This is a genomic window from Burkholderiales bacterium (assembly GCA_036262035.1).
Classification (GTDB): Bacteria; Pseudomonadota; Gammaproteobacteria; order Burkholderiales; family SG8-41; genus JAQGMV01.
The window spans coordinates 793,873-812,921 of the sequence record DATAJS010000010.1 but is presented as its reverse complement, the minus strand read 5'-3'; the positions used below and the strand labels follow the sequence as shown (position 1 = coordinate 812,921).

At 67.6% G+C, this 19,049-nt stretch carries 20 protein-coding genes; 3 read left to right on the top strand and 17 right to left on the bottom strand.

The window, feature by feature from the left end:
• Nucleotides 1-3 precede the first annotated feature (3 nt).
• The 4 genes from VHP37_11805 to VHP37_11790 are packed head-to-tail and all read right to left on the bottom strand — an operon-like array spanning nucleotide 4 to nucleotide 5,369.
• Nucleotides 4-978: a tripartite tricarboxylate transporter substrate binding protein gene (locus VHP37_11805; protein HEX2827024.1), complete on the bottom strand. Its 975-nt coding sequence runs from the start codon at nucleotides 976-978 to the stop codon at nucleotides 4-6.
• Nucleotides 979-1,004: 26 nt separating this feature from the next.
• Nucleotides 1,005-2,465, bottom strand: a complete 1,461-nt coding sequence (locus VHP37_11800) for an FAD-dependent oxidoreductase (protein HEX2827023.1) — start codon at nucleotides 2,463-2,465, stop codon at nucleotides 1,005-1,007.
• Nucleotides 2,466-2,497: 32 nt separating this feature from the next.
• Complete coding sequence (locus VHP37_11795; protein ID HEX2827022.1) at nucleotides 2,498-3,247, bottom strand: hypothetical protein; 750 nt, start codon at nucleotides 3,245-3,247, stop codon at nucleotides 2,498-2,500.
• 10 nt (nucleotides 3,248-3,257) lie between these two features.
• Nucleotides 3,258-5,369 (bottom strand): 3-hydroxyacyl-CoA dehydrogenase NAD-binding domain-containing protein, encoded by a 2,112-nt coding sequence (locus VHP37_11790; GenBank protein HEX2827021.1) that lies wholly within the window; start codon nucleotides 5,367-5,369, stop codon nucleotides 3,258-3,260.
• 131 nt (nucleotides 5,370-5,500) lie between these two features.
• Between VHP37_11790 and VHP37_11785 the strand changes: the two genes are divergently transcribed.
• Together VHP37_11785 and VHP37_11780 are read left to right on the top strand one after the other, a co-directional pair.
• The gene (locus VHP37_11785) at nucleotides 5,501-6,586 is read left to right on the top strand and encodes a malate/lactate/ureidoglycolate dehydrogenase (GenBank protein ID HEX2827020.1); all 1,086 of its coding nucleotides are present in this window, start codon (nucleotides 5,501-5,503) and stop codon (nucleotides 6,584-6,586) included.
• 7 nt (nucleotides 6,587-6,593) lie between these two features.
• Entirely contained in the window at nucleotides 6,594-7,187 is a 594-nt protein-coding gene (locus VHP37_11780) for a 3'-5' exonuclease (protein ID HEX2827019.1), read from the top strand.
• A 19-nt stretch (nucleotides 7,188-7,206) separates the two neighbouring features.
• Here VHP37_11780 and VHP37_11775 read toward each other — a convergent pair whose 3' ends face one another.
• Nucleotides 7,207-8,217, bottom strand: coding sequence for a tripartite tricarboxylate transporter substrate binding protein (locus VHP37_11775; GenBank protein ID HEX2827018.1), 1,011 nt, complete (start codon nucleotides 8,215-8,217; stop codon nucleotides 7,207-7,209).
• Entirely contained in the window at nucleotides 8,214-8,687 is a 474-nt protein-coding gene (locus VHP37_11770; protein ID HEX2827017.1) for a MaoC family dehydratase, read from the bottom strand. Before VHP37_11770 ends, VHP37_11775 begins: the two co-directional genes overlap by 4 nt.
• 92 nt (nucleotides 8,688-8,779) lie before the next feature.
• On the opposite strand from VHP37_11770, the gene VHP37_11765 reads away from it, so the two are divergent.
• The gene (locus VHP37_11765; GenBank protein ID HEX2827016.1) at nucleotides 8,780-9,934 is read left to right on the top strand and encodes a glycosyltransferase family 4 protein; all 1,155 of its coding nucleotides are present in this window, start codon (nucleotides 8,780-8,782) and stop codon (nucleotides 9,932-9,934) included.
• Here VHP37_11765 and VHP37_11760 read toward each other — a convergent pair.
• The 11 genes from VHP37_11760 to VHP37_11710 all read right to left on the bottom strand — a co-directional run bounded on the left by VHP37_11760 (nucleotide 9,900) and on the right by VHP37_11710 (nucleotide 18,944).
• Nucleotides 9,900-10,607, bottom strand: coding sequence for a TylF/MycF/NovP-related O-methyltransferase (locus VHP37_11760; protein ID HEX2827015.1), 708 nt, complete (start codon nucleotides 10,605-10,607; stop codon nucleotides 9,900-9,902). The two genes, VHP37_11765 and VHP37_11760, sit on opposite strands and share 35 nt — an antisense overlap.
• Nucleotide 10,608: 1 nt before the next feature.
• Nucleotides 10,609-11,553 carry a hypothetical protein gene (locus VHP37_11755; protein ID HEX2827014.1) on the bottom strand — a complete coding sequence of 315 codons (945 nt, stop codon included), beginning with the start codon at nucleotides 11,551-11,553 and terminating at the stop codon, nucleotides 10,609-10,611.
• A gap of 7 nt (nucleotides 11,554-11,560) precedes the next feature.
• A complete protein-coding gene (locus tag VHP37_11750; GenBank protein ID HEX2827013.1) occupies nucleotides 11,561-12,226 on the bottom strand; it encodes a phytanoyl-CoA dioxygenase family protein in 666 nt (221 codons plus the stop codon).
• The gene (locus tag VHP37_11745) at nucleotides 12,223-13,875 is read right to left on the bottom strand and encodes an asparagine synthase-related protein (protein HEX2827012.1); all 1,653 of its coding nucleotides are present in this window, start codon (nucleotides 13,873-13,875) and stop codon (nucleotides 12,223-12,225) included. Before VHP37_11745 ends, VHP37_11750 begins: the two co-directional genes overlap by 4 nt.
• 13 nt (nucleotides 13,876-13,888) lie before the next feature.
• Nucleotides 13,889-14,479, bottom strand: coding sequence for a S24/S26 family peptidase (locus tag VHP37_11740; GenBank protein ID HEX2827011.1), 591 nt, complete (start codon nucleotides 14,477-14,479; stop codon nucleotides 13,889-13,891).
• Nucleotides 14,466-15,275 (bottom strand): DUF455 family protein, encoded by an 810-nt coding sequence (locus tag VHP37_11735; protein ID HEX2827010.1) that lies wholly within the window; start codon nucleotides 15,273-15,275, stop codon nucleotides 14,466-14,468. Before VHP37_11735 ends, VHP37_11740 begins: the two co-directional genes overlap by 14 nt.
• Nucleotides 15,253-15,966 carry a DUF455 family protein gene (locus tag VHP37_11730; GenBank protein HEX2827009.1) on the bottom strand — a complete coding sequence of 238 codons (714 nt, stop codon included), beginning with the start codon at nucleotides 15,964-15,966 and terminating at the stop codon, nucleotides 15,253-15,255. Before VHP37_11730 ends, VHP37_11735 begins: the two co-directional genes overlap by 23 nt.
• Nucleotides 15,967-15,974: 8 nt before the next feature.
• The gene (locus VHP37_11725) at nucleotides 15,975-16,532 is read right to left on the bottom strand and encodes a hypothetical protein (GenBank protein HEX2827008.1); all 558 of its coding nucleotides are present in this window, start codon (nucleotides 16,530-16,532) and stop codon (nucleotides 15,975-15,977) included.
• Complete coding sequence (locus VHP37_11720) at nucleotides 16,523-17,527, bottom strand: hypothetical protein (protein HEX2827007.1); 1,005 nt, start codon at nucleotides 17,525-17,527, stop codon at nucleotides 16,523-16,525. Before VHP37_11720 ends, VHP37_11725 begins: the two co-directional genes overlap by 10 nt.
• A 37-nt stretch (nucleotides 17,528-17,564) precedes the next feature.
• The gene (locus tag VHP37_11715) at nucleotides 17,565-18,377 is read right to left on the bottom strand and encodes a DUF455 family protein (GenBank protein ID HEX2827006.1); all 813 of its coding nucleotides are present in this window, start codon (nucleotides 18,375-18,377) and stop codon (nucleotides 17,565-17,567) included.
• A gap of 114 nt (nucleotides 18,378-18,491) precedes the next feature.
• Nucleotides 18,492-18,944 (bottom strand): PqqD family protein, encoded by a 453-nt coding sequence (locus VHP37_11710; GenBank protein HEX2827005.1) that lies wholly within the window; start codon nucleotides 18,942-18,944, stop codon nucleotides 18,492-18,494.
• Nucleotides 18,945-19,049 lie beyond the last annotated feature (105 nt).

Below are 19,049 nucleotides of genomic sequence, written 5' to 3'. Positions count from 1 at the left end.
CGATTACTCCACTCTCGCGCCCGATTCCTTCACGACCTTCGCCCACTTCGCCACTTCGTTCCTGAAGAACGCGCCGAACTCCGCGGCGCTCGTGCCCGCGGGCTCCGCGCCGAGCGCGAGGAAGCGCTCGCGCGTCTCGGGCAGCTTCACGATCTTGACGATCTCGGTGTTGAGGCGGTCGACGATCGCCTGCGGCGTCCCTGCCGGCGCGAAGATGCCGAACCACGCGTTCGCGTCGTAACCGGGAACGCCCGCTTCGGCGATCGTCGGTATGTCTGGCGCGGCCGCCGAGCGTTTGGCGGTCGTCACACCGAGCGCGCGCAGCTTGCCGGCGCGCGCGAGCGGCAGCACGGTCACGATGTTCTCGAACATGAAGATGGTCTCGCCGGAGAGGATCGCGGTCGTGGCCGGCGCGGCGCCTTTGTACGGCACGTGCTGGAGCTTGACCTTCGCCATCGAAGCGAACATCTCGACGAAAAGATGCGCGCCCGAGCCGCTGCCGGCCGAGCCGAAATTGAGCTCGCCGGGTTTGCCGCGCGCGAGCGCGATGAACTCCTTGACGCTCTTCGCCGGCAGCGACGGGTGCACCACGAACACGAACGGCGTGCCGGTGACCTGCGTCACCGGGACGAAATCGCGCAGCGGGTCGTACGCGAGCTTGCGATAGAGGCTCGGGTTGACCGACGTCGACACCGTGCCCATGAAGAGCGTGTAGCCGTCCTTCGGCGACTTCGCGACGATCTCCGCGCCGATGTTGCTCGCCGCGCCCGCGCGGTTGTCGACGATGACCGGGTAGGCCAGCGACTCGGCGAGCTTGTCGCTGATCGTGCGCGCGACCACGTCGGTCGCGCCGCCGGGCGGGAAGCCGACGACGATGCGGACGGGCTTGGAGGGATAACTTTGCGCGTATGCGTGCGCAACACAGAAAACCGTCGTCGCGAGGAGCGAAGCGACGTGGCGACCTCGTGGCGCACGCAAAGATCGGGCGTTCCGGGATTGCTTCGTCACACTGTTCCTCGCAATGACATCGCGGCATGCTCGCCGGCGAAGCGGCCGAATACCGCCCCTTTGAGCACCGAAGTCGCGCCGACGTAGTTCTTGTAATAGAGCCCGACCACCTCGCCCGCGGCATACAACCCCGGCATCGGGTCGCCCTGCTGGTTGAGCACGCGCGCATGTCGATCGACCTTGAGCCCGCCGAAGGTGAGCACGTTGGACGAGATGATCGGGTAGGCGTGGAACGGCGGCTCGTTCAGCGGGTGCGCCCAGTTGGATTTCGGCGGCGACAGCCCGGTCGTCGCCAGGCCGTCGAGCGCGAGCGGCTGGAACGGCGCTTCGCGGCACGCCGCGTTGTATTCGGCGATGGTCGCTTCGAGCGCTTGCGAAGGTATGCCGAGCTTCGTCGCGAGCTCGCCGGGCGTCTGTCCGACGATCGGCGGCTGGTCGGTGCGCAGGCCGAGCCTGTAGTCGGGGATGCGCGTGTGGCGCGCATCGAGCACCGCATACGCGATGCCGTTCTTCTGGTCGTAGATCTCGCGCGTGATGCGCTCGTAGCACGCGTCGATGGTCGACTGCGCTTCGTCGACGAAGCGGCGGCCGTCGCTGTTGACGAGGATGCCGTAGGAGAAGATGAACACCGAAGGCTCGGCGACGCCCGAGCGCGGATCGATCGGCTCGGCGTGATAGCTGCCGTAGTCGCCGCACGGCGCGGCGCCGATCGCCAGGGCCATCGCGATGCCTTCGCCCCTGTTGTAGTAGCCGCCGCGGCACACCGGGCGCAGGAACAGGGAGCGCCGGCCGATGTAGCGCGTCTGCATCTCGGGGTTGCCTTCGAAGCCGCCGCAGCCGAGCACGACCGAGCGCGCGGCAAAGGCCCGCCGCTGAGCGCCGGGTCCGATCGCCCGCACGCCTGCGATGCGCCCCGCGTCATCCTGGATGAGGCTGGTCGCCGCGGTGTCGTAGACGAACGTCGCGCCGAGCTTTTCCGCTGCGGCCGCGAGCGCTTCGACCAGCGCGAGGCCGCCGCCGATCGGCAGCAGGCGCGGCTGCGATCGCGTGAGGAACTGCGTCGGCAGGAAATCGAACTTCAGGCCGAAGGTCTTGAGCCACTGCACCGTCGGACCCGCGGCTTCGGCGAAGGCCGACACGATCTCCGGATCCGCGAAACCGAGCGACTTCAGGAGCGGCGGCCATGTCTCGCGCTCGCCCGCGGCGGCGTGCACCAGCGACGGATCGAGATAGCCGCCGCCGTTGTTCGCGAACATCTCCTCGAAGTCGTCGGTGACCTCGGCCTCGCTCTTCATCCGCAGGTACGCTTCGGTGTAGCGGGTTTGCCCGCCACGTTCTTCGCGTGGGCTGCGCTCGAGGAGGGTCACCGTCGCGCCGCCCTGCAAAGCGGCGACGGCGGCCGCCAGCCCGGCGATACCGCAACCGACCACCACGACATCGGATCGTGCTTGCGACACGGGTCCCCCTCAAATGGGGTCAGGTCCACATTTCAGCTTGAAATGTGGACCTGACCCCAATTACTGTTGATGCGCCCGCAGCGTCCACAGCTCACTTTCGCAGGCGGCCCGCCTTCGGTCGTCGGCACGACGAGCGTCGCGCCGCATTCCATACAGGCGATCGTCTCGCGCGGGACCGGTGCTGCTTCGACAGGCGCCGGCGGCTCTGGTGCAGGCGCGGGCGGGGGCTGCTCGACGACCGGGGGCGGCACGACGGGCTCAGGCGTCTCTTTCCAAACCGGCTCGACGCGTGCGCCTCCGAGCAGCGCATACGCGTCGTCGACGCTGATCTCGGGCTCGGCCGGCGCCCGCGGCGGCTCGGCGCGAGGCGCTGCGGGAGCGGCGACGGGCTCGAACGCAAAATCGTCCGGCGCGAGCGGCTCCGGGGCAGTGCGCTCCGTGCTCGGTGCCGCGGCGTCCCTGAAGGCTTCACCGAAAGCGCGGATCATCTGCGCGCGCTCGACTTCGTCACGGCTCGTGCCTTCGCCGCCGGAAGTCTTGTACGTGAAGATCTGCGACTCGCTGAACGTGACGCGGTCGCCGACGGCGACCGCACGCTCGCGAGGCGTCACGCCGTAGACTTCGCCGCTGAACGAACCGTCGGGCCTGCGCGCGATCGACGAGATCAGGACACCGCCGTCGGCGGTCCGAAGCACGGCGCGCACCGCCTGGTCGGTGCGTGCGACGCTGCCGGCGGTCGGCAAAGCATCGGTGCCGGCCGGTCGATGAAGGAAGTCCGCCATCGGCAGCGAGTTAGACAGCGCCTTTCGCTTCGCGCAGGCTGCCGCCGCTCGCGCCGATCGCCTGCAACAGCTTCGACGGCTTCCAGCGGTCGCCGTAACGCTGGTGCCATTCGTTGACCTGGGCGAGGATCGCCTTCGCGCCCATGGCGTTGTCGGCCCAGAACATGAGCCCGCCGCGATAGCGCGGGAAACCGAAGCCGTGCAGCCACATGACGTCGATGTCGCTCGCGCGATACGCCTTGCCTTCCTCGAGGATCTTGCACGCTTCGTTGACCGACGCGAGCAGCAGGCGCTTCAGGATCTCGTCGTCGCTGAACTCGCGCTGCGGGACGTTGAACTCCTTCGCCACGTCGGCGATGACGCTCTTCACCACTTCGTCCGGGTGCGGCGTGCGGTCGCCTTTCTCGTAGCGGTACCAGCCCGCGCCGGTCTTCTGGCCCTTGCGGCCCATCTCGACGAGGCGGTCGGGCACGTGGAGCTTGCGGTAATTGGGATCGGCGGCGGCACGGCGCTTCCGCGTGTCGTAGCTGATGTCCAGACCCGACAGGTCGCTCACCGCGAACGGCCCCATCGGATAGCCGAAATTCACCATCACCTTGTCGACCTGCTCGGGCAGCACGCCCTCTTCGAGCATGAGGAACATCTCGGTGACGAACGGCGCGCGGCTGCGGTTCGCCGCGAAGCCGTCGCACGAGCCCGCGACCGCGCTGATCTTGCCGATGTCGCGGCCCATCTTCATCGCCCCGGCGATGGTCTCGATCGACGTCTTGGTGCCGCGCACGACCTCGCACAGCTTCATCACGTTGGCCGGCGCGAAGAAGTGCGCGCCGCCGACGTCCTGCGGGCGCTTGGTCTCGTTCGCCATGATGTCGATGTCGATGGCGGAGGAGTTGGTGAGGATCATCGCGCCGGGCTTCATCACGCGGTCGAGCTTCTGGAACACGTCTTTCTTGACGTCGATGCGCTCGAACACCGCTTCGATGACGACGTCCGCGTCGCCGATATCGTCATAGCTCGTCACCGGCTGAATGAGCGGCAGGCGCTCGTCGACCTGCGCCTGGGTGAGGCTGCCGCGTTTCACGCTCACCCCGTAGTTGTTGCGCACGCGCTCCAGCCCCTTGTCGAGCGCTTCGCGCGTGACTTCGAGGACCTTCACCGGGATGCCGTGGTCGGCGAACGACATCGCGATGCCGCCGCCCATGGTGCCGGCGCCGACGATCGCGGCGGACTTCACTTTCGCGGGCTTCAGATCCTTGGGCGCGCCGGGGATCTTGGCGACCTCGCGCTCCGCGAAGAACGCGTAGCGCAGCGCTTTGGCTTCGTCCGAGTTCTCGAGCTCCGCGAACTTCGCGCGCTCGAACGCAACACCTTCGTCGAACGACTGGGTCGTCGCCGCTTCCACGCAGTCGATGCAGTAGTACGGCGCTTTCTGATTGCGCGCCTTGCGGGCGATCGACCTCCTCATCGCCTCGAACATGCCGGCGTCGCCCCTGGCTTCTTCGAGGCGGTCGGTCTTGTCGCGCACGCGCGGCAGCGGGCGCTTGTCGGCGAGGCTCTTCGCGTACTTGATCGCCTCAGAGCGCAGGTTCTTCTCGTCGACGATCTCGTCGACGATGCCGAGCTTCTTCGCTTCCGGCGCGGGCACGTGGCGGCCGCTGACGATCATCTCCATCGCGGCTTTCGGTCCGATCAGCCGCGGCAGACGCTGCGTGCCGCCGCCGCCCGGCAGCACGCCGATCAACACCTCGGGGAGCCCCACTTTCGCGCTCGGAACCGCGACCCGGTAATTGCACGCCAGCGCGTGCTCGAGGCCGCCGCCCAGTGCAAAGCCGTGGATCGCCGCGACGACGGGCTTTTTACTCTCGTCGAGCGCCTTGGTGCTCGCGCCGGTCGTCACCGAGCGCGCCTTGCCGAACTGGCGGATGTCCGCGCCGGCGATGAAGCTGCGGCCGGCGCCGATCAGGACGATCGCCTTGACGTTCGCGTCGGCGTTCGCCTTCTCCACGCCTTCGATGATCCCTTCGCGCACGCCCGGCCCGAGCGCGTTCACCGGCGGGTTGTCGATCGAGATGACGGCGACCCCGTCTTCGACTTCGTAATGGACGACTTGTGCTTCGCTCATGTTCGCGCTCCTTCAGCCACTGCCATGCTATTTTCGGAGCACCGATTCTAACGCCGCAGAAATCCGGGTCAGAGTCACATTTGTTTCCGGTAATGTGACTCTGACCCGGATTTGGTGGTAAGGAGAGAACAGTGGACGGTGACGTGTTATTGCCGACCGACGCGATGCGCGCGTGGGTGCGGGATCTGTGGCTCGCGGCAGGCTGCGAGGCGGACGAAGCGCAGCGCGTCGCCGAGCATCTCGTCGGCGCCAATCTCGCGGGGCACGACTCGCACGGCGTCGCGATGGTGCTGCCGTACGTGCGCTCGCTCAAGGCGGACGAGCTCCAGCTCAACCGCGAGATCACCGTCGTCACCGACACCGGCACGCTGCTGGTCGTCGACGGCAACCGCGGCATCGGGCAGTCGATGGCGCACCAGACGATGGAGCTCGCCATCGAGCGCGCGCGGAAGAACGGCATTGCGATGATCGGCCTGCGCAACACCCACCATATCGGCCGCGTCGGCCACTGGGCGGAGGAAGCGATCGCCGCCGGCCTGGCGTCGATCCACTTCACCAACGTGGTGAGCCGGCCGCTGGTTTCGCCCCACGGCGGCGGCCAGAGCCGCTTCGGCACCAACCCGCTCACGGTCGGCCTGCCGCGCAAGGACGGTCCGCCGATCCTGCTCGATTTCGCCACCAGCGCGATCGCCGTCGGCAAGGTGCGCGTCGCGTACAACCGCAAGGCGCAGGCGCCGGTCGGCGCGCTGATCGATCACCAAGGCAAGGCCACGACGAACCCGGCGGTGATGTACGAAGAGCCGCTGGGCGCATTGCTCACGGCCGCGGGACACAAGGGCTATGCGCTCGCGATGGTGTGCGACCTGCTCGGCGCCGCGATCTTCGGCGGCACTACGCCCGAGCCTTCCCGCCTGCGTCCGCCCGGTCTCTACAACAACATGCTCGCGATCGTCTTCGACCCGTCGCGCTTCGGCGCGGCCGAGCACTACGAGCGCGAAGCGCGCGAGTTCATCGACTACGTGCAGTCGGCGCGGCGCACCGATCCGAACGCGCCGATCGAGATTCCGGGCGACGCGGAGCGGCGCTATCGGAGGGAGCGCGCACAGGCGCTGCCGGTCGATCCCGGCACGCTGCGCACGCTCGACGAAGCGGCGAAGGCGATCAACGAGCTGCGCGGATCGTCGCTGGCGCCGGCGTCGTCGCTGGCCGCTCGGTAAGCGTCGGATGCGCGATCATCCGCCGGCCGCTCTTTCGATCTCCAGAGAGGACCTTGCCGAGCTGCCCATCCGCCGCTTCGAGGGCGACATCCGGCTGGTAACGGCCGCCGAAGACCTCGACGCTGCGCTCCACGACATCCGCAGCGAACGCGTCGTGGGCTTCGATACCGAGACACGGCCTTCGTTTCGCAAGGGCGAGAGCCATCTGCCGTGCCTGGTGCAGGCGGCGACCGCTCGCGCGGTGTATCTCTTCAGGCCCGGGGCCGATACCGTTGCGGCACTCACCGAGCTTCTGGAGGAGCCTCGCATCGTCAAAGCCGGCGTCGCGCTCGCGCACGACCTGCGCTCGCTGGCGCTGGTGTTTCCGTTCGAGGCGAGGAACGTCGTCGAGCTGGGCGCGGTCGCGCGCCGCGCCGGCATCGAGCAATCGGGCGTGCGCAATCTTGCGGGGCTGCTCCTCGGCTACCGCATCCCGAAGGGGAATCGCACGTCGAACTGGGCGGCGCGACGGCTCACGCCGGCGCAGATCACCTATGCGGCGACCGACGCCTGGGTATGCCGTGAGCTGTTCCTGAAATTCGAGAGTGCCGGGCTGTTCTAAACCGGGTCGGAGTCACATTTCAATCCGGCTTCGCGTTCGCGAACTTCACCACCTTCGCCCACTGCGCGATCTGGGCGCGGTTGAAGCGGTCGAGCTCCTCCGGTGTCGAGGTGACGAGCTCGGCGCCGAGCGTCGAGATGCGCTCCTTCACGTCGGCGGCGGCGAGGCCGCGCACGATCTCGGCGTTGAGCCTGGTCACGATGTCGCGCGGCGTCGCCGCCGGCACCACGACACCGAACCAGCCGACCGCGTCGAAGCCGGGCAGGCCGGATTCGGCGATCGTCGGAATGTCAGGCAGCACCGCCGAGCGGTTCAGGCTCGTCACCGCCACGCCGCGCACGCGCCCCGATTTAACATGCGTGCTCACCACGGTGATGTTCTCGAAGCTCAGGGCGATATGCCCCGCGATCACGTCCTGTATCGCCTGCGCGCTGCCTTTGTACGGCACGTGCTGCATGTTCACGCCGGCGCGCATCTTGAACATCTCGCCCGAGAGGTGGTTCGGTGTGCCCGAGCCCGGCGACGAAAAGGTGAGCTTGCCCGGCTGCGCCTTGGCGAGCGCGATCAGGTCTTTCACGGTCTTCACCGGCATCGACGGATGTACCGAGAGCACGTAGCAAGTGCGCGCGACGAGCGAGACGTTCGCGAAGTCCTTCACCGGGTCGAACGGGATCTTGGGATAGAGGCTGATCGCGACCGAGTTCGGCGCGGTCGTCGCGAGGAGCAGCGTATGACCATCCGGTGGCGCTTTGGCCGCGACCTCGGTGCCGATGAGACCGCCCGCGCCGGGACGATTGTCGACCACGGCCTGCTGGTGGAGGCTTTCGCTCAGCTTCTGCCCGACGGTGCGCGCGAGCAGGTCGGCGGTGCCGCCCGCGGTCCACGGAACGATGATGCGCAGCGGTTTGGCGGGATAGGTCTGGGCGAGCGCACTGCTCGCGACCGAAACCAGGAACGCACACGCGATGCGCGCGCGGACGTTCCGCGATGGCTTCTTCGCTCCCGCTCCTCGCAATGACGTGGCGGTCACTTGAGCGTCTGCCGCGAGAGCGTCTCGGCGATGAGGATCGGCTTCTCGCCGCCTTCGATCTCGCCGGTGACGCCCCAGGTGAGCAGGATGGTCTTGTCGTCGATGTCCTTGATGTCGAGCAGCTTGTAGCGCCCGCGGATCTTCGAGCCTACCGGCACGATGCCGGTGTAGCGGATCTTGTTGACGCCGTAGTTGATGCCCATCCTGGTCGGCGGCAGCTCGACGTCGGCGTTGCGCGCGATCGACGAGAGCTGGCAGAACGAGAGGTTGCCGTGCGCGATGGTCTTCTTGAACGGCGACTCTTTGGCGCAGCGCTCGACGTCGACGTGTATCCACTGGTAATCGCCCGACGCCTCGGCGAACTTGTTTATGAGATCCTGCGTGATCGCGATCCACTTGCCGACCGCGACTTCCTTGCCGACGTAGCCCCTCAGCTCGTCGACGGTCCTGATGACGACCTTGTCCGACATGACTGTGCTCCTCGCGCCCGAAAAAATGCGCTCCAGGTTTTTACGACTTTCCAGCGCATAATTTACAACAGCCGCGTGACGACAAAAGGGACATGACGTACCGCACGCTGTTTCCCTTCGCTTGCAACGACGAGCATACGAGCCATCCTCCGTTCTCGTTGACGCGGCATCTCGCCCTGACCGACCTTCGCGCCGAGCTCTGGGTGATGCGCCGCGGTCCCGCGGCACGTGCGGATTTCGTGCGCACGCCGATACCCGGCATCGCCCATTCATGCCTGTTCCGGCTGAACAAGGCGTTGCACCCGGGCGGCGACTGGCCCAGATCGATCCTCGAGTCCTCGTATGTCAGGGCGTTTCGCGAAGGCGACGCGGCTCACGTCTATCGCGGCTGCAGCACCGCATTGATGCGCGCGCTGCGCCAACGGGGTTGCGTCGTTTTCCTCGAGCGCATCAACACCATGGACCACACCGCGAAACGCCTCATCGAAGACGCGTACGCCCGCAGGGGATGGCCTCTCGAGCACACTTACACCGACGGCGTGCTCGCGGCGCAGCAGGCGCAGGCCGAGGCCGCGGATTTCATCTTCAGCCCCAGCCCGGCAGTGACCGAGTCGCTGCTCGACTGCGACGTTCCGGCGCGCCGGATATTGAGCTGCAGCTACGGCTGGGATCCCGCGCGGTATCGCGCGACGACACGCGCGCTGCCCCAGATCGACGGCGTGACCGTGCTGTTCGTCGGCGGCATCGGCGTGCGCAAGGGCGCTCATCTGCTGCTCGACGCATGGAGCCGCGCGCGCATCCGCGGCCGGCTCGTGTTGCTCGGGCGCATGGAGCCCACGGTCGAGAAGCATTGCGCGCATCATCTCGCGCGCGACGACGTCATCCATCTCTCCTACACGCGCGACACGGGCTCGGTCTACCGTGCGGCGGACGTGTTCGCTTTTCCGACGCTGGAGGAAGGCAGCCCGCTCGTGAGCTACGAAGCGATGGGCCATGGGCTGCCGGCATTGATCTCGCCGATCGGCGCCGGCAGCGTCATCCGGGACGGCAAGGAGGGCCTGGTCGTCGACCCTCACGACGAGGATGCGTGGGTCGAGGCGCTGCGCAAGCTCGCGGGCGATGCGGACTTGCGGCGCGATATGGGCGACGCGGCGCGCGCCAGGGCGGCCGATTACACGTGGGACAAAGTCGCCGCGCGAAGATATCGCCTCATCAAGGAGGCGCTGGGCTCGAGGAAGAACGCTTGACGAAGTAGCACACGCCCCGGCTTTGCTCTATCCGCTCGACGCGCTTGTGCAGCGAGAGGAAATCGTGGATCGCCCGCGAGCAGCCGTCCCAGACGTAGTAATCGTCGACGATCACAAGTCCGCCCGGCTGGACGTGGGGATACAGCCCGGTCAGGCACTGCAGGGTGGAGTCGTACCAGTCGGCGTCGAGGCGCAGCACCGCGATCGGCTCCGAGGGCACGAAACCCGGGACGGTATCGCTGAACCAGCCGCCGACGATGCGAGCGGCTCCGGCCGCCGACATGCGCATCGCGCTCTCGGCGTGGACGCGCTCGGCGCGGCAATTGTCGAAGTACGCCGGTCCCGCAGCGTCGCGCTGCCAGGCCAGCGCGACCTCCCCGTCGATCTCCTGCGCCGGCGGCAGGCCTTCGAAGCTGTCGAACAGGTAATGCACGCGGCCGGGCAGGACGTCGGACATGCCCGCGCTCATGCCGCCTCGCCACACGCCGCATTCGACGATGCATCCGGCCGCGGGCGCTTTGCGCCTGCACAGCATGAGATTGCTGACGAAGACCGCTTCGGAGAGCATCGTCAGATCGCGATACTTCCGGTAGATGTCGTGCGCCGACTGCTCCTCGATCGCCTCGCGTAGCTTGGTGGCGACTTTCGCGGCGAGTAGTTTGACCGGAACCACGTCAGCGCTTTCTGGCGGAAGCCACCGGGTCGAATGGCTGGAAGAATTCAGGATCGAACCCGGAGTACCGGCGAGCACGCAGACGAACCCGTGCCTGTCGGACGCGTTCGACGATCGACCGTACAAGTCTTTTCATTACGCTTGGAGTATGACGCCGCGCCATCGACATGAACGCGCCCGTGTTGCCGGAAGCCCCGGTCCTCGTATCCCGCTCATCGGTCTGCGTCGCGTGACGGCGCCACGCGGCGGCAAAGTCGCTCTGCTGCGGCGGATGCGACAGGGGCTCGACATCCGCGATTCTCCGGGCGATCGTAAGAAGGTAAACAGGCGTGCTGTTGGTCAACGTAACGCGGCCGCCCGACAGCAGGGGGTTGTTCACCAGGTACCATCGAGGCCTCGCTCTGACTTCGGCGGCGACCAGATGAGTCAGCTCGAAACCATTGCTGCCCGCGAATACGCTGCAAAGCAGCTCCGGCGAGAACTGATAGAACCCGTGGCCCATGAAGTTGTTCGCGGGCGCGATGCCCAGATAATGTCCGCCGACCCGGATCATCTCCATGCAATTCCTGATCGCCGTGGGAAAGTCGAACACGTGCTCCAGGGATCCGCCGTCCACGACCACCGAATACTGTCGCTTCAAATGCTGCGGTAGCGGCTCGTTGAGATCGTGAATGTGCGTCGCCCCTTCGTAGCCGGAGTGATCGAAGGAATGTATTTCTTCTGCACCCAGCATTCGAAACAACCCGTCCGCGTAGCCCTCGTCGCGTTTGAGAATGGCGTCGGCCGACGAATCGGAACACTCGAACCCGAATTTCGTCAGGCTGGCTCCGAGCTCTCGTGAGGTCACATAAAAACGTTGCCGGCCGATCGTCGCGGTCCCGGTGAAGTCGACGCCGAGGCTGCGCGCGTACAAGACGAACTGCGTACCGATCGCGTCCAGTCCCAAGATGTCCTCAACTTCCCCGTCGGATGGCCAGGACGCGGCCGTCCGCGGGCAGCAGCGCCGGATCGATCCTCACGTGCGCCGGCGCGATTCGTATCGACAGCGCGAGGCGCCGGCTTCGCCCACCGGACTTCGACCGATGCGCCAGTCGCTGGTCGAACAGGACGAACATGCCCTCGTCCACCGGGAGCTCGCGCGCCCGCGCGAGCTCGGATGCGCTCACTCGGGCGAGGCGCGGGAACTGCGAGCCGGACGGCGCGGGAACGTGCTCCAGGTCCGAACGGTGCGAGCCGGGGATGACTTCGAGACAGCAGTCGTGTGCGCGATCGATGGCGACCCACGCGGTCAGGGTCAGCGGCGGATCCAGCCGCCAGAAGTGGCTGTCCTGATGCCACAGCACGTCCCTGGCGGCGGCGCCTTTGGAGAAGAAGAGCGATCTCCAGACGACGAGGTCGGCCCCGAGTATCGGCGCGACCTGCCCGAGAATCGCCGGATGCGTGCAGAGCTGGGCGACCAGCGGCGAATCGAGGTGACGATTGACGTACGGATCGGCCGGATCGGGTCCGCTCACGCCGAACACCGTGCGCGTGAGCTGCAGCGCCACGAAGTTCATCTGCGCCGGCGTGCCGAGGACGAACGGACCGGCGTAGCCGTCCGCCTCGAAGCATGCGTTCATGACGCCACGCGCGCGAATGCGTGGACGCGCGTCAGGTTGACGAGCAGGATGAGCGGGATCCGGTCGGGCTGCGCATCGCCGTCGGCGAGCAGCCGCGCGTAATCGACATGCGGCAGCCGCACGTTCGAGGTGCGGATCGTCTCGACGCATCGCGCGCGATCGACGCGACGCGCGACGATGCCCATGTAGTCGCTCTTCGGACGATCGCGCAGCGCCTGCGGCAAAGCGTCGCCGAGCGCGTCCACGAGCAGGTGCTTGATGTGATACGGGTCGCTCTTGATCGCGCACGGCAGCGAGATCAGAAACTCCACGAGCCGGCGGTCGGCGAACGGGTGGCGCAGGTCGATGCCGCGGCTCGCCGCCTCGATCTCCTTCTGCTCGAAGCCGATCAGCGCGCGCGGCAGCAGCGGCCGGAGCTGCCGCACTTTCCAGCGATGGGCGGGCCATCGCCAGCGCTCCATATCCTCGCTCACGATCCGCGCCTGGAGCTCTCCGCAGAAGTACCGCGCCACCGATTGCATGTAGGTCTGCCGCCGGTAACGGCGCGGCCGACACGCGGGCGGGACGAGCTCGCCCGCGAGCGCCCGGAGCGCGCGCCGCGCACCGACGCGACGACAGTAAGCGGCCAACCGGCGGACTTCGCCGTGCAGCACCATGTCGCCCCACTCCCCGCCTCGCGGGCCGAGCACGCCGTCGCCATCGTGGCCGTCCACGGCCGCGGTGATCCCGCGCTCGGAGACACGATCCAGCGCCGGCTCGAACAGGCCGTACGGAAGCCGGTTGTACGGGATGCCGTAGAACCCGAGCTCGGCGTCGACGTCCCACGGCGCCGTCTCGCCGCGCGCCATGTCGATCGGCGCTCCGATGCTGTTTCCGACCGCGGCCGCGTAATGCTGTTCGTGGCTTTGCGCGAGACCGTCGAAATGCACGTGCACGAGATGGGGCGCCCGCCCGGCAATCGCGCGCGCGGTCACCGCGATCGCCGCAGAGTCCACGCCTCCGCTGAAGAGCAGCGCGCCGTCCGGCGCGCAGCAGCGTTTGACCGCATCGGCGAATCGCAAGCGAAGCTCGCCGAGCGCTTCGTGCCGGTTCCCGCGATACGTGCCGACGAGACGTTGCGGCGACCAGAACCGGCTGGTGCGCATCACGAGGCCGGGAAACGTGATCTCGAGCGTCGATCCGGGCACGACGCGGTGAATCCCGGCCCAGCCGGTGCCGGCGTCGATCGGAATGAAGCCCGCCCGGGCGCTCAGCGCCTCGAGGTCCGGTTGCGGCCGGGCCAGCGCGACGAGCGGCGCGATTTCGGTTGCGAGCCACACGGCGCCCTCGACGATGCGATAGAACAAGGGCGCGAGGCCCAGGGGATCGCGCATCGCGCGCAGCGTGTGGCCGTCCCACTCGATCGCGGCGTAACGCCCGTCGGCGTCGCACAGCTCGCGCAGCGGTACAGGCAGGCCGCCGTGCACGAGCCTGATCGAAGCGCTGTCCGACTCGACCGCCGGTCCGTCGTCAGGCGCGACAAATGCGGCGATCTCGAGTCCCCGCGACTGATATCGGACCGCGCTTCCGCGGTGCCAGCGCACGTGCTCGGCGACGCGCTCCAGCACGCCGGATTCGGCCCCCAGACACGCTACGAAGCCGCCGCGCATGCCGTTGCCGCAGTCAGGAGGTGGGCGGCGGCGCGACCTGGCGCAACCGCACGCGCCGCACCAGGACGGCGTGCGCAGCGCGCTGCGCTCGATACAACAGCGTCAGCAGGAGTTCGGTCCAGCGCGGGCTGAGAGCCAACCCGACGCGCGCCACCGCGAGCACGAGCGCGGACACGAGCCTCGCATGCAGCGAGCGGCGCCGCGCGGCCGCGGGCGCCACCCACGCGCCGTCGCGCAGCACCGCCCGCACCGGACCCAGCACGTTCGCCAGCACGACCGGCGGGTCCGCGACCACCGTCGCATCGCCTCGCGCGAGCAGATAGCCGGCCGCGGCGCCGAAGCGCCCGCGGTGTATGACGCGATGGACGATGACCTCGCCCCGCAGGAGGTAGGCGATTATTTCGCCTGGTTCGTAGACGCCGTGGCGTTTCGGCTCGATGCGGATGCGGGACCCCGGGGGCAGCGTGGCTCCCATGCTGGCGCCGGTGACGGTGGATTCGAGAAAACGCTCCGCGGGCTCGAACCGGGAGGCGACCGCGTGTATGCGCGCAGCGTCGGCGCGCAGCAGCGCGCCTACCGCGTGGGCGAGGTCACGACTCGCCATTGCCGCGCCGCTCCTTGTGCGCCGCGCGCTGGGCGAGCTCGACGGCGAGCGCGACCTCGTCGTCGGTGAAGCCCGCTTCGAGGCGGCCGCTGCGATCGGTGGGATAGGAAATGCCCTCGGTCGCTTCCCTGCCCATGACCTGCCCGAACGCCTGCGCGGCGATCTTCATGGTCGCCCCCATGCGCAGCAGCTCGCGCGGATTGTCCTTGATCATGCGGCGCAGCCACTCGTTCGCGAAGCGCACGTGGATGATCTCGTCGGCGAGCTGCGAATCGAAGAAATCGGCGAGCTCGGTGTCGCCCGCCGCCTGCGCCTGCTGCGCGACCCATGCAACCGCGTCGAGGCCGCCGGCCTCGAACGTGCGGTTCTGTATGGTGAGCCGGCCGAGCAGCGTGTCGGCCTTGTTGATGATGCGGTACTGGAAGTTGAGCACCGGGAACTGACCGACGCGGCCGCCCAGGTGCTCGAGCAGGCGGCGGAACATGCGCGTATGGCGCGCTTCGTCGGCGCACTGCCGCGCCAGCCACATGCGCAGCTCCCACGGCGTATCGGGAAAATCGCTGATGCAGCGGGCGGAGCATTCGAGACCGTTCACTTCCTCGTTCATCTGGCGATGCGTGAACTCGACCTGGTGCAGAGGATCGTCCGCGGGCAGGTTGACGCAGTCGCGCCAGCGCTCCTTCACGACGTAGCGCGCGTCGCGCGCGGGGCCTTCCGCGAACAATTGCGGGTCGAGCACGGACCCGGTGTCGTGCGCGCCGGCTGGCGCGGCGTCAGTCGAGGGCGAATCCGGCATGGCGGCGGTCATCGGTGTTGACCGGAATCTCGTGCTCCATCTTCATGCCGGGCGGCGTGAGCGCCACGGTCCACGCCTTCACCGCGCTCATCGCGGCGATCGCCTTCAGCAGCGCGCGCGGATCGCGCGTCTTGAGGTTCTCCAGCCATTCGTTCGCGAAGCGCACGTGCTGGATCTCGTCGGCGACGACCGCGTCCATGATCGCGGCGGTATCAGGATCGCCCCACTCCGCCCACACGATCACCGATTCCCTGAACACGTCGAGCGAGCCGCCCTCGAAGAGATGGTTCTGGACCGCGAGCCTGCCGGCGAGGCTGTCGAACATGCACACGACACCCCATTCCTGATTGATGATGGGGAACTCGCCCTTGTAGCCGCCGAGCTCGGCCAGGCGCCGCAGGAAAAGACGCGCGTGGCGCGTCTCGTCCCAGCACTGGCGCGCGAGCTCGAGCCGGATCTCCCACGACGCGTCGGGAAAATCGACGAGCGACTGCGCGGCGATCTCGAGGCTCTGGATCTCCTCGTTCACGTCCCCGTGCAGCATCTCGCGGCGATGGCCGGCGGATCCTTCCGGAAACTTCGCCATGTCGGCCTGATCGATGACCACGCGGAAACACGGCTCGCGCGCCGGGCTCGCGCGGAGCCTGACGCCGCCGCGCACTTCGATGAAACCGATGGCGCTCGTGTCCACGCGATCCCTCAGGCGGCCGTCGCTTCTTGCCGCGCCGGCGGCGCGACGATATCGCCGAGCGCGAGCTCGCGCAGGCGCAGCTCGTCGAGCCACGCGCGGTCGGCAAGGCGCACCGCCGGCAGCTCGTCGCGCAGCGTCCGGCTCTCGCCGGCCATGCGCTCGATGTCGGCGAGGATGCGCTCGACGATGCGCAGCGTCGGCGCGTCGAGCAGCGGGTCGACACGGGTCATGTAATCGCGCAGCCGCCGCTCGAGACCGGGAAGCGCGCAATCGTAGAAGCCCGCGATGCGCTTGGTCGTATCGGTGGTGGCGGCGAGATCGGCGAGCAACCGCACGTAGCCTTCGGTCGGCGACAGGCTGTGCTGGAGCGGCAGGCGCAGCTCGTGCGTCCGCTTGCCGAGACTGTCGGCGTGCTGGGCGGTATCCCAGATATGGGTGCCGAACACCAGCTTCACCTCGGTCTCCGGAGTCGTCGGGACCCAGCCCGCCAGCATCTCCATGAACCGGACCTCGATCCAGCGGAAGGTCGCGACGTGATCGCCGCGCGCTTTGACGCTCAGTTGCATACGCCCCCCACGATGTTTTCGATGAGCGCTGACGTCTCATCGGTGGAGCCGAGCTCCACACGGTAGCACTTCAGCGCCGACAGCAGGCGCGTGATCGACAGGAACTTCATGAGATCGCGCCCCGGCGACAGCCCCCAGGACGGAATCGTTTCACTCACCACCGACTTCATGCGTGTGAGGTCGGCGAGCTGCGGGCGAATCGGCTCGATCGCGGCACGCGCCGCGAAGCGCTCGAACAGGAAGGCGTAACGCAGCGGCAGCGGGCCGCCCACCGACCCCGGAAACAGATCGCCGACGCGAACGAGCGTGCGCGAGGTGCCGTCGGGACCGCCGACCCGGAGATGGCGGCAGGTGCGCAAACGCGGCTCGAGCGATCGCGCGAACGGACCGTCGCGCAGTCGCGCCGCCTTCGGCAACGGCAGGAGCTCGCGGCTCGCGAGACGAATGGCCGCGACGTCGTCGCCGAGAAATGCGTGACCGCGCGCAGCCAGGCCAAGCGAAGTCGTCGATTTACCCGCGGAGCTTGCGCCGATGAGCAGCACGCCGGAGCCGGCTATGCCGACCGAAGCCGCGTGCAGGAACAACACGCCCCGCTGAACGCTTTGCACGAGCGCCATGACGCAGTCGGTCACGAAATCGGGAGGCGCCGCCTCGCGATCGATGAGCAGCGTACGATCGTCCTCGAACGTGAGGATGCGCCCGACGTCACCTTCGAGGTGTCGCAGCATCCGGAACGGCGTCAGGACGGCATCGAATGTGGCCGGCACGCGCGGGCCGTCGAAGGCGAGCCGTATCGCGGCTCCGGGCGGCCGGAACGTAGCGGTGCAGCGGATGTCCGCTTCGTCGCCGGCGGCTTCGACCGCACAATCGCCGTAGCGCGATTCGAAGTCGTCGAGCAACTCCGGAACGTCCGAGGCGATCTCGATACCCGCGTCGCCGATCCGGAAGGCGGCGCGGTGCGGTGGCCGCTGCCCTCGAGCGGCCTGCGCTGCCATCGGCCGGTCTCCGGCGGCGACCGTCATGGCCGGAAGCTCAGGACGTCGCTGCCGCGGCCGACGCCGCGGCGGGCGGCCGCAGAGCTTCTTCCTGGCGCAGGATCTCGGCGATCTCGACCTCGGTGAAACCTGCGAGGCGCCGATCGTCGACGTTCGCCAGGACCTCGAGGTGCTCGAAGCCGGTGAGATTGACGCCGACGGCGTTGACCGTGCCGGGCTCAGGTTCGAACGCCTGCGTAACCCGTCGCACGAAGGCGATCGCCGACGCGAGCTTGAGGAGCACGGTCGGGTCTTCCTTCGCCATACGCTTGAACCACGCATTGGCGTATCGCACGTGCTGGATCTCGTCGACGAGTATGCCGTCGATCAGGTCGGCCGTGACGGCGTCGCCTGCTTCGCGCCACATCCTGGAGACCTGCCGCAGCAGGTCGATCTCGCCGCCTTCGAACGTCCGGTTCTGGATCGCGAGCCGCGCCCAAACGGAGTCCACCATGCAGGTGATGCTCCATTCGTAATTCATCACCGGGAACTCGCCCTTGCGCCCGCCGATCTCGAGCAATCTCCTGTACAGCATGCGGGTGTGCCGCGATTCGTCCCAGCACTGTCGTGCGAGGCTCATCCGCAGGTCCCAGGGCGCGTCCGGAAAATCGGCCAGCGACTGGGCTGCCATCTCGAGGCTCTGCATTTCGTTGTGCATGTGCTTGTGAAGCCGCTGGCGTCGGGCGGCTTCGCACATGTCGGCATAGTCGGCGAGCTCGGCCGCGTTGTGAACCACGTTGAAGCACGGCTCGCGGGCGGGGTCCGCGCGCAGCGTGACTCCCTGTACGACCTTGGTATCGAACGCGATCATGATGGCGTTTGTCTGCCGTTACACGGGAACCGGCGCAAGCCGTCCCCGAAGCTTCAGCCTTCGGGGACGTTGCGGCCGAGCACTACGGTGAAGCCCTGGAAAAGCGGTGATGCTCTACGGGCAGCCCGCGGTGCAAGCGCCCCACCAGCATGACGCCACGCTGATTTCGGCGGCGGTCATCTGGAAGACCTTGAGGAGCTCTTCCTCGTCCAGCACCTTCGCCGAAGGCGCCTCGTACGCAGCCGGCGCGCTCTCGGGGGCTTTTGGCGCGGCAGCCGGCTTCTCGCCGGCAGCGCCGGAAACGCTCACGATCTCGAGCGCCTGCATGTCTTCCACGGCTTGCGCTGCGGCGCGTTCGGCTTGAGCCGGCGTAACGCCGGTGAATGCGCGCTGGAGAACCGCGGCGAGTTGCTCATGGGTTTGCTGTGTCGCAAGCTCCGTCCACAGCGCGGCGGCGGACTTGTTCAGCATGATGAACTTGCTGGTTTTCAGGTTGTAGAGCACAGCGCCGTCCTGGATGGGTGCCGCTTCCAGTCCTGCAGTAGCCACATAGGTCTTGACGGTCATTTTCGCTTCTCCCCTGTTGGAAACGCGCCATCAGAAAAATCTATCGAGGCCTCCCCGGGACAGCCTATTGGACCAGAGCCCAATGGCCGAGGATTACCCAAGGTA